General features: G+C 53.7%; 14 protein-coding genes. 11 read left to right on the forward strand and 3 right to left on the reverse strand.

Features of this window, described 5'->3' with window-relative positions:
- Nucleotides 1–247 precede the first annotated feature (247 nt).
- A complete protein-coding gene (gene ubiC / locus WB371_RS22390) occupies nt 248–745 on the forward strand; it encodes a chorismate lyase (RefSeq protein ID WP_336222191.1) in 498 nt (165 codons plus the stop codon).
- Nucleotides 746–757: 12 nt separating this feature from the next.
- Nucleotides 758–1,630, forward strand: a complete 873-nt coding sequence (gene ubiA / locus WB371_RS22395; protein ID WP_336222192.1) for a 4-hydroxybenzoate octaprenyltransferase — start codon at nt 758–760, stop codon at nt 1,628–1,630.
- A 133-nt stretch (nt 1,631–1,763) separates the two neighbouring features.
- On the opposite strand, the gene plsB is transcribed toward ubiA, so the two are convergent.
- On the reverse strand, nt 1,764–4,184 hold the full coding sequence (gene plsB / locus WB371_RS22400) for a glycerol-3-phosphate 1-O-acyltransferase PlsB (protein ID WP_336222193.1): 2,421 nt from the start codon (nt 4,182–4,184) through the stop codon (nt 1,764–1,766).
- A 170-nt stretch (nt 4,185–4,354) separates the two neighbouring features.
- On the opposite strand from plsB, the gene WB371_RS22405 reads away from it, so the two are divergent.
- The 4 genes from WB371_RS22405 to WB371_RS22420 all read left to right on the forward strand — a co-directional run bounded on the left by WB371_RS22405 (nt 4,355) and on the right by WB371_RS22420 (nt 7,204).
- Nucleotides 4,355–4,723 carry a diacylglycerol kinase gene (locus WB371_RS22405; protein ID WP_336222194.1) on the forward strand — a complete coding sequence of 123 codons (369 nt, stop codon included), beginning with the start codon at nt 4,355–4,357 and terminating at the stop codon, nt 4,721–4,723.
- 123 nt (nt 4,724–4,846) lie between these two features.
- On the forward strand, nt 4,847–5,455 hold the full coding sequence (lexA, locus tag WB371_RS22410; protein ID WP_336222195.1) for a transcriptional repressor LexA: 609 nt from the start codon (nt 4,847–4,849) through the stop codon (nt 5,453–5,455).
- Between the two features lie 84 nt (nt 5,456–5,539).
- Nucleotides 5,540–6,871 carry an MATE family efflux transporter DinF gene (gene dinF, locus WB371_RS22415; protein WP_336222196.1) on the forward strand — a complete coding sequence of 444 codons (1,332 nt, stop codon included), beginning with the start codon at nt 5,540–5,542 and terminating at the stop codon, nt 6,869–6,871.
- A gap of 123 nt (nt 6,872–6,994) precedes the next feature.
- Nucleotides 6,995–7,204, forward strand: coding sequence for a CsbD family protein (locus tag WB371_RS22420; RefSeq protein WP_336222197.1), 210 nt, complete (start codon nt 6,995–6,997; stop codon nt 7,202–7,204).
- A 79-nt stretch (nt 7,205–7,283) separates the two neighbouring features.
- On the opposite strand, the gene zur is transcribed toward WB371_RS22420, so the two are convergent.
- A complete protein-coding gene (gene zur, locus WB371_RS22425) occupies nt 7,284–7,799 on the reverse strand; it encodes a zinc uptake transcriptional repressor Zur (RefSeq protein ID WP_336222198.1) in 516 nt (171 codons plus the stop codon).
- A gap of 280 nt (nt 7,800–8,079) precedes the next feature.
- On the opposite strand from zur, the gene WB371_RS22430 reads away from it, so the two are divergent.
- The 3 genes from WB371_RS22430 (at nt 8,080) to pspG (ending at nt 10,848) form a co-directional block, all read left to right on the forward strand.
- The gene (locus WB371_RS22430) at nt 8,080–9,390 is read left to right on the forward strand and encodes a conjugal transfer protein TraF (protein WP_336222199.1); all 1,311 of its coding nucleotides are present in this window, start codon (nt 8,080–8,082) and stop codon (nt 9,388–9,390) included.
- A gap of 86 nt (nt 9,391–9,476) precedes the next feature.
- On the forward strand, nt 9,477–10,472 hold the full coding sequence (dusA, locus tag WB371_RS22435; RefSeq protein ID WP_336222200.1) for a tRNA dihydrouridine(20/20a) synthase DusA: 996 nt from the start codon (nt 9,477–9,479) through the stop codon (nt 10,470–10,472).
- 133 nt (nt 10,473–10,605) lie between these two features.
- A complete protein-coding gene (gene pspG, locus WB371_RS22440; RefSeq protein WP_336222201.1) occupies nt 10,606–10,848 on the forward strand; it encodes an envelope stress response protein PspG in 243 nt (80 codons plus the stop codon).
- Nucleotides 10,849–11,046: 198 nt separating this feature from the next.
- On the opposite strand, the gene WB371_RS22445 is transcribed toward pspG, so the two are convergent.
- Nucleotides 11,047–12,030 (reverse strand): quinone oxidoreductase, encoded by a 984-nt coding sequence (locus WB371_RS22445; RefSeq protein ID WP_336222202.1) that lies wholly within the window; start codon nt 12,028–12,030, stop codon nt 11,047–11,049.
- 76 nt (nt 12,031–12,106) lie between these two features.
- Between WB371_RS22445 and dnaB the strand changes: the two genes are divergently transcribed.
- Nucleotides 12,107–13,522, forward strand: coding sequence for a replicative DNA helicase (gene dnaB, locus WB371_RS22450; RefSeq protein ID WP_336222203.1), 1,416 nt, complete (start codon nt 12,107–12,109; stop codon nt 13,520–13,522).
- A gap of 31 nt (nt 13,523–13,553) precedes the next feature.
- A complete protein-coding gene (gene alr, locus WB371_RS22455; protein WP_336222204.1) occupies nt 13,554–14,633 on the forward strand; it encodes an alanine racemase in 1,080 nt (359 codons plus the stop codon).
- Nucleotides 14,634–14,766: the final 133 nt, after the last annotated feature.

A 14,766-nucleotide genomic window follows, 5' to 3' on the forward strand; every position in this document is an offset into this window, starting at 1 on the left:
GGTACCAGGACAAGGTAGCCAAAGAGGAAGAAGAAAGACAAATACAGCTGGGACTGGAAGGGTAGTGTTTAAGCCCCCTTTTAGGGGGCTGTGTCAAAGCCACCTGCTATGCAGGTGGTTTTTTACTGGCATTTCCTGCGAATTGTTACTTTTCTGTTGCGCAACAGATCACTTAATTATGTTTCCATCTCCCGTAAGCGCTTTTCTGCGATACAATGCCTTTCAGTTATGAAACGGAGAGTCAGGCATGTCACACCCCGCGTTAACGCAACTGCGTGCGCTGCGCTATTTCAAAGAGATCCCCGCGTTGGATCCCGAACGGCTCGACTGGTTGTTACTGGAAGATTCCATGACAAAACGTTTTGAGCAGCAGGGAAAACGGGTCACTGTGACACTGATCAGGGAAGGATTTGTGGGTCAACATGAGGTGGCGGAAGAACTGACGCTACTACCGAAAGAATCCCGTTACTGGCTGCGTGAAATTCTGTTATGCGCTGATGACGAGCCCTGGCTTGCCGGACGTACCGTGGTGCCTGAATCCACGCTGTCTGGCCCTGAACTGGCCTTGCAACAGTTAGGAAAAACCCCGCTAGGGCGTTATCTGTTTACATCATCGACATTGACCCGAGATTTTATTGAAATTGGTTGTGATGCTGCGCTGTGGGGACGCCGCTCTCGCCTGCGACTGAGCGGTAAGCCGCTGATGCTGACCGAACTGTTTTTACCTGCATCACCGTTGTACTAAGAGGAAAATAAAATGGAGTGGAGTCTGACGCAGAATAAGCTGCTGGCGTTTCACCGCCTGATGCGTACGGATAAGCCCATCGGCGCCTTACTGCTGCTCTGGCCGACGCTATGGGCGCTGTGGGTGGCGACCCCTGGCGTCCCTCAAGGGTGGATCCTGGCGGTGTTTGTCGCCGGTGTCTGGCTGATGCGCGCCGCCGGTTGCGTGGTCAATGATTATGCCGATCGAAAATTCGATGGGCATGTTAAGCGTACGGCAAACCGTCCGCTGCCGAGTGGCGCGGTGACGGAAAAAGAGGCCCGGACGTTGTTTGTGGTGTTGGTGCTGCTCGCCTTTTTACTGGTGCTGACGCTCAATACCATGACCATTTTACTCTCGGTTGCGGCGCTGGCCCTGGCGTGGGTCTATCCGTTTATGAAGCGCTACACTCATCTCCCTCAGGTGGTGCTGGGCGCAGCGTTTGGCTGGTCGATTCCGATGGCCTTCGCGGCGGTGAGCGAGTCGGTTCCTTTAAGCTGTTGGTTGATGTTTCTGGCCAACATTCTGTGGGCGGTGGCTTATGACACGCAGTATGCAATGGTTGACCGCGATGACGATCTGAAAATCGGCATTAAATCGACCGCGATCCTGTTTGGCGAATATGACAAATTAATCATTGGTATCTTGCAGGTGGCGGTGCTGGCGCTGATGGCATTGATTGGCTGGCTGAACGGGCTGGGGCTGGGCTATTACGGGTCCGTGCTGGTCGCTGGCGCGCTGTTTGCGTATCAGCAGAAGTTGATTGCCGGGCGAGACCGGGAAGCCTGTTTTAAAGCGTTTATGAATAATAACTACGTGGGGCTGGTGCTGTTTATTGGCCTGGCAATGAGCTACTGGCATTTATAAAACATCTTGCCCGATGGCGCTGCGCTTATCAGGCCTACATAAAGTCGCAATATCAATTTTGTAGGCCCGATAAGCTTGCGCCATCGGGCATTTTATCGTTTGTCAGTGCCGGTCATCTTGACCGGCTTTTTTCTTATTCGCCCTGTGTCGCGCTCTCGATGGTCAGTCGCACATCTGACGTAATTAATTCCGCCAGCATCTGATACACCTTCATCGTTTCACCGGGTTCTGCATCGCCGGTATCGCTGATGTAACCCTCGTCACGCAAGGTCAGCACCAGTGAGCTGAACACGGCTTTGTCGAAGAATTCAGGCGCGTTGATACCGTGCAGGACAGACAGACGCTGCGCCACGGTACGGCTCTCTTTCTCCAGCGTTCCGCGGTTAATCGACGGATTCGCGCTCAGCAACCAGAAGGTGATGGCGTAGCGTTGCAACGTTTCGCGCGCACCAGCCGCCAACAGTTGCAGCGTGCGGGCGTGAGCCGGATTGATATGCAGCTCATCATCCTGAACGGTGATCAGCCCCTGACGCTGCATTTCACCCGCCAGTGCGTCAATCACCTCAGGCAGTTCATCGCGCTCCCAGCGCAAGAACAGCTCAGCTTTCAGCATTGGATAGAGCACATCAACGTGTTGCAGTAACGCTTCGCGAGAAATGTGACGATGCTGAGTGATGATCGCTGCCATCAGAGAAGGCAGGACCAGCATATGCGCGATGTTATTGCGATAGTAGGTCATTAGTACCGCCTGTTCGCGCGGCAGAATGATGATATCGCCAATCGTATCCTTCTCAACTTCGAATTTGTTCATCTGCAGCGCGTGATCGATAAGATCGCTGGCGCTGACTGATGGCACTGTTGAATCGCTGGAATACGGTACATTGCGCATCAAATCCAGGTAACAGTTGAGCTGCTCGGTTAACTGCTCGCGGGTCAGTGAGCGTTGACGAGAGGCCAGCAGTGCGGTGCAACACAGGTTCATGGCGTTCGCCGCCCCGGCATTGTTGATGCGTACCATCAGTTCCGCCGCAATCACGTTGACCGTCGGCGTCAGCCAGGCCGGACGCACCGCTTCGATAGGATCGATCGATTCGCGCCACTCCGGCACATGATGATTCAGATATGTCATCAACGGCATCGGCTCGCCAAAGTTAACGTAGCCCTGACCGAGATTACGCAGCTTGCTCAGGCCGCGCAGCATCTGCGGCAGGCTCTCTTTCTCTTTGGTCGCACCGCGTAGCTCTTTGGCATAGGTTCCCACTTCCATCACGTGCTCGTAGCCGATGTAGATCGGTACCAGCGTGATCGGACGGGTGCCGCCGCGCAACATGGCCTGGATGGTCATAGACAGCGTACCGGTTTTCGGGTCCAGCAAACGGCCGGTACGAGAACGGCCGCCTTCGACAAAGTATTCAACCGAGTAGCCGCGGCTAAACAGTTCACCCAGATATTCACGGAAAACGGTGGAATAGAGCTTATTGCCCTTAAAAGTACGACGTATAAAGAATGCGCCCAGGCGGCGGAAGATCGGGCCTGCCGGCCAGAAGTTCAGGTTGATGCCCGCAGCGATGTGCGGCGGCACCAGCCCCTGGTGATACAGCACGTAGGAGAGCAACAGATAGTCCATGTGGCTGCGGTGGCAGGGAACATAAACAATTTCATGTCCGTCGTGCGCCAGTTGGCGAACGCGTTCTGCGTTGTGAACGTTAATCCCCTGATAGAGTCGGTTCCAGGTGAAGCCCAGAATACGATCCGTCAGACGAATCATCTCGTACGAGAAGTTGGCGGCAATCTCTTCCATCAACGCAATGGCGTTTTGCTGCGCTTTTTCATGGGAGATTTTCTTGCTGCGCGCTTCGTCTTCAACGGCGCGTGCAATTGCTTTTGACGCCAGCAGCTTGTTAAAGAGATCCTGGCGAGCCGGTAAGCGCGGTCCCACCGCGGCCAGACGCTGACGGGCGAAGTGCATACGCGCCACGCGCGCCAGTTTTTGAGCAATGATTTTATCCGTACCGTGCTCATCAGCCATACGGCGCAAGGAGACGGAAGGCGAGAAGCGAACAAAACTGTCTCGACCCAGCCAGGAGACGGCAAAGAATTTTTGAATGCCGTTAAGCATACGCAGTGGCGGGTTAACTTCACCCTTTTCGCGTCCCGGTGAGCGGCCAAACATCACCGATACTGGCACCATTTGCACATCCAGATCCGGATTGCTGCGATGCAGATCGAGGTAGTTATGGAACAGCTTAATGGACTCTTCTTTAGGCGTGTAATACGTAAAGACTCGCGGTCCGCCGTGAATGAACACATAGCGTGGCAATAGGGTACCGTCGATCTCCAGCGGCTCCAACGGATCGGGGAGATCGTGCGCCAGACATTGCGCGCGAAGCGTCAGCAGGTCCGCTTTGGAGTTGTACGGTAAAACGTACATAATGGGACGAGATGTATCCAGTCCCAGTTCCGGGGCAGGATCTGCCGGAATAGACTTACTTTTTACCAATACGCTTAATGGTAAATTCAGGATTTTATAGTAAATTCGTGGCCAGCCAGACATAAACGATGTAAAGCCTCTGGTTAATAATGCAATTGCGTTGCAAGGATATCAGAAAGTCATATTAATTTCTGGTGTATCCCGTCATACTTCGCGCCGCGTTGCTCTGACTCATATCACATGAGTTAGCAGGACAATGTCATTGACGCCAATAATGTAAAAAGGTTCTTTTGATGGCTAATAATACCACTGGACTCACCCGAATTATCAAAGCAGCAGGTTATTCCTGGAAAGGTTTTCGCGCCGCATGGGTCAACGAGGCGGCTTTTCGTCAGGAGAGCGTCGCTGCGCTCATCGCTGTTGCGATCGCCTGTTGGCTGGATGTGGATGCGATTACGCGGGTGTTACTGATTGGCTCTGTGATGCTGGTGATGATTGTTGAAATCCTCAATAGCGCTATTGAGGCGGTGGTTGACCGTATCGGCTCTGACTATCACGAGTTGTCTGGTCGCGCAAAAGATATGGGGTCCGCGGCGGTATTGCTCTCCATTATTGTGGCGCTGATCACCTGGGGCATTCTGCTGTGGTCACATTTTCGCTAAGCATTTTTCGAGCCTGATTCCATAACCGGTTAAATCTCTGGTTGAATGTGCAGTTTATGGTTCCAAAATCGCTTTTAGCTGTATATACTCACAGCATAACTGTATATACACCCAGGGGGCGGAATGAAAGCGTTAACGGCCAGGCAACAAGAGGTGTTTGATCTCATTCGGGATCACATCAGCCAGACAGGCATGCCACCGACGCGTGCGGAGATCGCGCAGCGTTTGGGGTTCCGTTCCCCAAATGCGGCTGAAGAACATCTGAAAGCGCTGGCGCGTAAAGGTGTAATTGAAATTGTCTCCGGCGCTTCTCGTGGCATCCGACTGTTGCAGGAAGAAGAAGAAGGCCTGCCACTCGTTGGTCGTGTCGCGGCAGGTGAACCACTGCTGGCGCAGCAGCACATCGAAGGTCATTATCAGGTGGATCCGTCGCTATTTAAACCGAATGCTGATTTTCTGCTGCGCGTTAGCGGGATGTCGATGAAAGATATCGGGATTATGGATGGCGATCTGCTGGCGGTACACAAAACGCAGGATGTGCGTAACGGCCAGGTCGTTGTGGCGCGTATCGATGATGAAGTCACGGTAAAACGCCTGAAAAAGCAGGGTAATAAAGTCGAACTCCTGCCAGAAAATAGCGAATTCAAACCCATTGTGGTTGACCTTCGTGAACAGAGCTTCACTATTGAAGGCCTGGCTGTTGGCGTCATCCGCAACGGTGAATGGCTGTAGTATTCCTGTAGGCCGGATAAGGCGTTTACAACGCCATCCGGCACGCTAAGCCTCTCTGTATGACCTCTTTTCAGGCTCATCCGCATGTCCTTTATTCCTTCTGCTGACAAAGCGCTCTGGCGTCTCGCACTGCCTATGATTTTTTCCAACATCACGGTCCCGCTACTGGGGTTAGTGGATACGGCAGTCATTGGGCATTTGGATAGTCCTGTTTACCTTGGCGGTGTCGCGGTGGGCGCGACGGCGACCAGCTTTCTGTTCATGTTGCTGCTCTTTTTACGCATGAGCACTACCGGACTGACGGCGCAGGCGTTTGGGGCAAAGAACCCTCAGGCGCTGGCGCGCGCGCTGGTACAACCGCTGATTCTGGCTCTGGGGGCAGGCGCGTTGATTGGGCTCTTTCGCACGCCGGTTATCGATCTGGCGTTGCACATTGTTGGGGGAAGTGAAGCCGTACTGGAGCAGGCCAGACGATTTCTGGCAATTCGTTGGCTGAGTGCGCCAGCATCACTGGCGAATCTGGTGCTGCTCGGCTGGCTGTTGGGCGTTCAGTACGCCCGTGCGCCAGTTATCCTGTTGGTTGTCGGTAATATCCTGAATATTGTGCTCGATCTCTGGCTGGTGATGGGTCTGCATATGAACGTGCAGGGGGCCGCGCTGGCGACGGTGATTGCCGAATATGCAACCCTGCTGCTCGGTTTGCTGATGGTGCGCAAGGTGCTGCATCTGCGTGGCGTTTCGCTGGCGATGTTAAAAGATGCCTGGCGTGGGAACATGCGCCGCATGATGGCGCTCAATCGCGACATCATGCTGCGTTCGCTGCTTTTACAACTCTGCTTTGCTGCCATTACCATTCTGGGTGCCCGGCTGGGCGGCGAGATTATCGCTGTTAACGCCGTGCTGATGACGTTGTTGACCTTCACGGCCTATGCGCTGGATGGCTTTGCCTACGCTGTCGAGGCGCATTCCGGTCAGGCCTACGGTGCCCGTGACGGCAGTCAACTGCTGGAGGTGTGGCGCGCGGCATGCCGCCAGTCAGGTCTTGTCGCGCTGCTATTTTCACTGGTCTATCTGCTGGCAGGTGAACAGATCGTCGCGATGCTGACATCGCTTGCGCAAATTCAGCAACTGGCCGATCGCTACCTCATCTGGCAGGTGATTCTGCCATTGGTCGGCGTCTGGTGTTATTTACTCGATGGCATGTTTATTGGCGCAACGCGGGCGGCTGAAATGCGTAACAGCATGGCAGTGGCTGCTGCCGGGTTTGCGCTGACGCTATTGGCATTGCCCGTGCTGGGTAACCATGGATTGTGGCTGGCACTGGCGGTTTTCCTGGCCCTGCGCGGTCTTTCGCTTGCCTGGATTTGGCGGCGACACTGGCGTAACAATACCTGGTTTCAGTTACGCGATGGTTAAAAATTCTGAATAGTGAATCAACCTCAGAATCCCTGACTACACTTATCATCACGTCCAGCAGAAAATGAATAACGTTGGGCGGTTTACTCTCGCTATTCACAACCTAACGATGAGGAATTGAAGATGAATAAAGACGAAGTCGGCGGTAACTGGAAACAGTTCAAAGGTAAAGTGAAAGAGCAATGGGGCAAACTGACCGATGATGATATGACGGTCATTGAAGGTAAGCGTGACCAACTGGTTGGTAAGATTCAGGAACGTTATGGTTACGCGAAGGATCAGGCGGAGAAAGAGGTCGGTGACTGGGAAACCCGTAACGACTACCGCTGGTAAACCCCTTCTACCCGAAAGTACAAGGATGTACACCCCTTTGTTTGTTTCGAGCGGTCGTGTCGCCGCTCAGCTCATTTCATCAACGATGTTTCTTCTTCACCTGAATCGAATGATCGTGCTGGCACTCCCCAGGATGACGACACGCTTCCACTTCCACACAGGCTGAACATAAACCGTGCGCTTCGATCACATTGTGGCGCAGAGCAAATCCCATCTTCGCCGCCAGCGTATGCAAAATATCTTCCACGCCTTCGGCACACTCTTCTTTCACGGTACCACAGCGGTCGCAAATAAACATCGCTGATGTATGGGTGGGTTGATCAAACAGATAGCACAACACATAGCTGTTGGTGGATTCAACCTTGTGTACAAAGCCTTGTTCAAGCAGAAAATCGAGTGCGCGATAGACCGTTGGCGGCTTGGCCTGAGGCTCTGATTCACGTAGCAGATCGAGCAAATCATACGCGCTTATCGCGCTATCCTGCAGGCTCATCAGACGCAATACTTCGAGGCGCTGCGGGGTCAGGCGCACATTGCGTTGCGCGCACAGTTTTTCAGCTTGTGCCAGCAACTCTTGCGTTGTGGTCTTTTCCATCGGGCACCTCGGATCGCGTGGAGTGAGAAAACCCCCATTTTACCATGTTCTGCGAAAATCGCCGAGAACTCGTCCATGGTGATATCGCCTGCTAATCTTTCGCTGGCGGATATTCTCTTCTATACATATTGATGGCTCTCACATAATAAAATTGCTCCAGCATGTTCTGATTGGAGCGAATAGCATCATTTTCACTCATTTTTTCACAGCAATAGTTCTCCTCAGCCCCATTGATACTGGCTGAGGTATTATTTTTCTTGCACATTAAGATGGGTTGACTGTGAATAAAAATTTTCATTTTTCGGTGGTGGCAACGGCTGTAACCTTCTTTGTATCTCAGCAAGCGAGCGCAGCAAATACCTGGACGGAGGCACGTAACGATGCAATGGGGGGAACAGGGGTCGCCTCAGCAAATTATGGCAGTGGGGTACTGATTAACCCGGCGTTGCTGGCAAAAGCAAAACCTGACGATCGTGTAACTGTTATCCTCCCAACGGTTGGCGCGCAGATTACGGATAAAGATAATCTCCAGGACGAGATTGATGATATCAGCGACAAAATCAATTATTACGATGATGTCGTTGATAACCTGACGCCGCGAGAAGTCTTGCTCAATCCACGCGGGGTGCTGAATCAATTTCAGGGCGCAGCCCGCGATCTTGCCGATGAACTTGAGTTCATTAAGGGAAAAACGGCGCGTGCCAGCGCGGGGGCGGGTTTAGCGGTCAGCATTCCCAATGATGCTCTCTCCGTCGCTTTTGTGGCAAAAGGTTATGCCCACGGGCGTGTCAGTTCATCCATTGATCAGGGGGACATTGATTATCTGCGCAGGATTGAAGGCAACGATGCATACGCGCTGGTTGAGGCAGGGCGCGCTGCAGCTCAGGGTTCTGACGAGATTACCCAACATCTGAATTCCACCGCATCGGGACGGGCGGCGATTGTGTCGGATTACGGCATCGCTGTCGCACGGCAGTTTGCGTTAGGCGACGTGCCGGTTTCGGTTGGGGTCACGCCAAAACTGCAGAAAACGTGGCTCTATAACTACACGACGTCAATCTATAACTATGACAGCAGCGACTGGAACAGCAGTCGTTATCGTAACGATGACACTGGTTTTAACGTTGATGCCGGTATTGCGGCAGACTTTGGTGAACACTGGACGGTGGGAATCAGCGGTCAGAACCTGATTTCACGTGATCTCGATACTAAATCGATCGACATCACCAATGGTATGACGGGCGAGACGCGTAACTATAAAGATACCTACCAGATTCGTCCGCTGGTCACTGCCGGTGTCGCCTGGCAAAACGATTTCGTCACCCTGAGTGCGGATGGTGACCTGACTGAAACCAAAGGCTTCAAGAGTGAGGAGAACTCACAGTATGTCGGGGTGGGGGCCGAAGTCCGTCCTCTTGACTGGCTGGCGGTCCGTGCCGGTTATCGTGCTGATGTGAAGGATAACGACAGCAATGTCTTTACCGGTGGCGTCGGGTTTGCCCCCTTCAACCGGGTACACGTGGATTTGATGGGGCTGTACGGTGAGGACGAAACTTGGGGGGCTGGCGCGCAGGTCAGCGTGACGTTCTGACGGGCAATAACCGGAGGCGTTACGTCTCCGGACAGGCTTTGTGCTATAGTAGCGCCCCCAATTTACTGGATGCTCAAAAATTCATCATGTCACCAGAATCACACGCCACTTTCCCTGCCCACCGTTTTTCCATCGCGCCCATGCTCGACTGGACGGACAGACACTGCCGCTACTTTTTGCGTCTGCTGTCTCGCCAGATGCTGCTCTATACCGAGATGGTGACGACGGGGGCGATTATTCACGGTAAAGGGGATTATCTGGCGTACAGTGAAGAAGAGCATCCGCTTGCCCTGCAACTGGGTGGCAGTGATCCGGCGGCGCTGGCGCACTGCGCGAAACTGGCACAAGCGCGTGGCTACGATGAAATTAACCTCAACGTAGGCTGTCCGTCCGATCGCGTGCAGAACGGTATGTTTGGCGCGTGTCTGATGGGCAATGCGCAACTGGTGGCTGATTGCGTCAAGGCGATGCGCGATGTGGTGTCAATTCCTGTGACGGTGAAAACGCGCATTGGTATTGACGACCAGGACAGCTACGACTTTCTCTGCGATTTCATTGGTACTGTGTCTGGGCGTGGTGAGTGTGAGATGTTCATCATCCACGCCCGCAAGGCCTGGCTTTCAGGCTTAAGTCCGAAAGAGAACCGCGAGATCCCGCCGTTGGATTATCCACGAGTGTACCAACTCAAACGCGACTTTCCCCAATTGACGATGTCGATAAACGGAGGCATTAAGTCGCTGGCAGAGGCGAAAGCGCATCTTGAGCATATGGACGGTGTGATGGTGGGCCGCGAAGCCTATCAAAACCCGGGCATTCTGGCGTCTGTCGATCGCGAAATATTTGGCGCGTCGACGACCGATGCCGATCCCGTTGCGGTGGTACGGGCAATGTATCCTTACATCGAACGCGAACTGAGCCAGGGAACGTATCTCGGCCATATTACGCGTCATATGCTGGGCCTGTTCCAGGGGATCCCTGGCGCACGCCAATGGCGTCGTTATCTCAGTGAAAACGCTCACAAAGCCGGTGCTGATGTCACTGTTCTTGAGCACGCGCTGAAGCTGGTTGCCGATAAACGTTAGAATTTCACTAAAAAGTAGTCAATTTCACCATGCCCTGTAAAAGCTTATGGGGCGTTTTGTTTATAAATCAATAAATTAAATCTGGCATGATTTTTGTAATGAATTCAGCAGAATTTCATTATGGGAGAGCATCATGCTGGAACTACTTTTTGTGCTTGGCTTCTTTTTTATGCTGATGGTCACCGGCGTCTCGCTGCTGGGTATTCTGGCAGCGCTGGTTGTCGCGGCGGTCATTATGCTTCTCGGCGGCATGTTTGCATTAATGATTAAACTGTTGCCGTGGCTACTGTTAGCGATTGCGGTGGTGTGGGTGATAAAAGCGATTAAATCGCCAAAAATCCCACAATATCAGCGCAATAACCGTTGGCGTTACTAAAGATGTGAGGGATAGGTCACAACCTGTGATTTTGGGCGTAGAACCAAATAGGAATTGGTAACCAAATCTGTCACTATTGCGCCCGAAACAAATTCATCGCGCTGTACCCTACATACAGCCGAACTATAAAAAGAAAGGGCTTCCCAGGTGGAAGCCCAATTTCTTTCTCCCCGTCATAATAAACGGCGCAGTTGAGTATCAGGGAATGAGTAGACTTGAGCCCTGCGTGGCCCGACTTTCCAGCACCTCATGCGCGCGCTGTGCTTCTTTTAACGGGTATTTCTGGCTGTCTGCCACATCCACTTTAATCACGCCGCTGGCGATCAGTGAAAACAGCTCATTGCTGGCTTCGGTCAGTTCCTCTGCGGTAGTGATGTAGCCCTGAAGAGAGGGGCGGGTGGCGTACAGGGAGCCTTTCTGATTCAAAATCCCCAGATTAACGCCGGTGACCGGGCCAGATGCGTTGCCAAAACTGACCATCAGGCCGCGGCGTTGCAGACAGTCCAGCGACGCTTCCCAGGTATCCTTACCGACCGAGTCATACACCACGCGAACTTTTTTACCTCCGGTTATCTCTTTAACCCGCTCGACGATGTTCTCTTCGCGGTAGTTAATCACCTGCCATGCGCCGGCCTGGAGCGCCCGCTGTGCTTTTTGCGCGCTGCCGACAGTACCAATCAGTTTAGCCCCCAGCGCTTTCGCCCACTGACAGGCAATTAGCCCCACGCCACCCGCTGCGGCATGAAACAGAAACGGTTCATCTGGTTTGATTTCGTACGTTTTACGCAGCAGATAAAAAACGGTCAGCCCTTTCAGGAAGGAGGCCGCAGCCTGCTCGTATGAGATGGCATCGGGTAAAATAGCGACTTTCTCTGCGGGGACGTTGTGGACCGAACTGTAGGCGCCGAGGGCTGATTGTGCGTAGACCACGCGATCGCCGGGCTTGATATGTTTGACGCCATTGCCGACCTTGCTGACGACGCCTGCCGCTTCGGTGCCTAATCCGCTGGGTAGCGAGGGCGGCGGATAGAGTCCGCTTCGGATGTAAGTGTCGATAAAGTTAATACCAATCGCTTTATTTTCCACCTGGACTTCATTCGCTGCAGGATCGGCAGGCGTAAAGTCCACGGTCTGAAGCACATCAGGGCCACCATGCTTGTGAAATTCAATTCGTGTTGCCATGATTCCTCCGGGGCTGAGTTGTGGTAACCTTTGGTACCTATTTTTATCTGTTTATATATCGGTAACTCCATTAACTATGGCAGGAAATAAACCCTTCAACAAACAACAGCCTGATGTCCGTGAGCGTGACCCGCAGGTTGCCGGACTGAAAGTCCCGCCGCACTCGATTGAAGCGGAACAGTCGGTGTTGGGGGGGTTAATGCTGGATAACGAGCGCTGGGACGATGTCGCCGAGCGCGTGGTGGCGGACGATTTTTATACCCGCCCGCATCGCCATATCTTTACGGAGATGGGGCGTTTGCAGGAAACCGGCAGTCCGATTGATCTCATTACGCTCGCGGAATCGCTGGAGCGCCAGGGGCAACTGGATAGCGTAGGCGGTTTCGCTTACCTGGCTGAACTCTCTAAAAATACGCCAAGTGCGGCAAACATCAGCGCGTATGCGGATATCGTGCGCGAACGTGCAGTAGTGCGCGACATGATTGCGGTCGCCCATGAAATTGCCGATGCGGGGTTTGATCCGCAGGGACGCACTAGCGAAGATCTGCTCGACCTCGCCGAGTCCCGGGTTTTTAAAATCGCCGAAAGCCGTGCGAATAAAGACGAAGGCCCGAAAAACATTGCCGATGTGCTCGACGCCACCGTGGCGCGTATCGAACAACTGTTCCAGCAGCCGCACGACGGCGTGACGGGCGTTAACACCGGCTACGACGATCTCAACAAAAAGACGGCGGGTCTGCAGCCTTCGGATCTGATTATCGTCGCGGCGCGTCCGTCGATGGGTAAAACCACTTTTGCGATGAACCTCGTCGAAAACGCGGCGATGTTACAGGATAAACCGGTTCTTATCTTCAGTCTCGAAATGCCCTCAGAGCAGATTATGATGCGTTCTCTGGCATCATTGTCGCGTGTGGATCAGACCCGTATTCGTACCGGCCAACTTGACGATGAGGATTGGGCGCGCATTTCCGGCACGATGGGGATTCTGCTGGAAAAACGTAATATTTATATCGATGACTCCTCCGGCCTGACGCCAACGGAAGTGCGCTCCCGCGCGCGCCGTATTGCCCGTGAACATGGCGGCATCGGCCTTATTATGATCGACTACCTGCAACTGATGCGCGTGCCGTCACTTTCCGACAATCGTACGCTGGAGATTGCCGAAATCTCCCGCTCGTTGAAGGCGCTGGCGAAAGAACTGCATGTGCCGGTCGTGGCGCTGTCACAGCTTAACCGCTCGCTGGAACAACGCGCCGATAAGCGCCCGGTCAACTCCGACCTGCGTGAATCGGGCTCCATCGAACAGGATGCCGACTTGATCATGTTTATCTATCGTGACGAGGTATATCACGAGAATAGCGACCTGAAAGGCATCGCAGAAATCATTATTGGTAAACAGCGTAACGGCCCAATCGGGACGGTGCGTCTGACTTTTAACGGGCAATGGTCGCGTTTTGATAATTATGCGGGACCGCAGTACGACGATGAGTAACTCTCCGTCCTTCTTCTATTAAGGATTTGAAATGCAAGCGGCAACAGTAGTCATCAACCGCCGCGCTCTGCGACACAACCTGCAACGTCTGCGTGAACTGGCCCCTGCCAGTAAGCTGGTTGCGGTCGTGAAAGCGAACGCTTACGGACACGGTCTGTTAGAGACCGCGCGAACGCTCCCCGACGCTGACGCTTTTGGCGTTGCGCGTCTTGAAGAAGCCCTGCGTCTGCGAGCGGGGGGGATCACGCAGCCCATTCTGCTGCTGGAAGGCTTTTTTGAGGCATCCGACCTGCCCACCATTTCTGCGCAGCGTCTGCATACGGCTGTTCATAATCAGGAACAACTGGCGGCGCTGGAAGCAGCCAGTCTGGACGAACCGGTGACCGTGTGGATGAAGCTCGATACCGGCATGCACCGTCTGGGCGTCCTTCCCGAAGAAGCCGAAGCCTTCTGGCAGCGACTGACGCAATGCAAAAACGTACGCCAGCCGGTGAATATCGTTAGCCATTTTGCCCGTGCGGATGAGCCGGAATGCGGTGCAACCGAAAAGCAACTTGATGTATTCAATAACTTCTGCGAAGGCAAACCGGGGCAGCGCTCTATTGCCGCATCCGGTGGGATTCTGTTGTGGCCGCAGTCGCATTTCGACTGGGTGCGTCCTGGCATCATTCTCTATGGCGTGTCGCCGCTGGAAAACCACTCCACCGGGGCAGATTTCGGCTGTCAGCCGGTGATGTCGCTAACCTCAAGCCTGATCGCGGTGCGTGAGCACAAAGCGGGAGAAGCCGTCGGTTATGGCGGCACGTGGATCAGCGAACGCGATACGCGCCTGGGCGTGGTGGCTATGGGCTATGGCGATGGTTACCCGCGCGCAGCGCCATCGGGTACGCCTGTGTTAGTGAATGGTCGCGAAGTCCCCATTGTCGGACGCGTGGCGATGGACATGATTTGTGTCGATCTCGGTCCGCAAACGCATGATAAAGCGGGCGATCCGGTCATTTTATGGGGCGAGGGTCTCCCGGTTGAACGCATCGCGGAAATGACAAAAGTGAGTGCTTACGAACTTATTACCCGCCTGACGTCTCGGGTGGCGATGAAGTACGTGGATTAAGTCTTCTGTACCTGCCGGATGGCGCTAACGCTTATCCGACCTACAGGATGTTGTCGTCATATATTATGCACTGACCGTAGGCCGGATAAGGCGTATGCGCCGCCATCCGGCAATATTCCCACCAGGCGCTCGA

This window comes from Citrobacter amalonaticus, assembly GCF_037053465.1.
Classification (GTDB): domain Bacteria; phylum Pseudomonadota; class Gammaproteobacteria; order Enterobacterales; family Enterobacteriaceae; genus Citrobacter_A; species Citrobacter_A amalonaticus_H.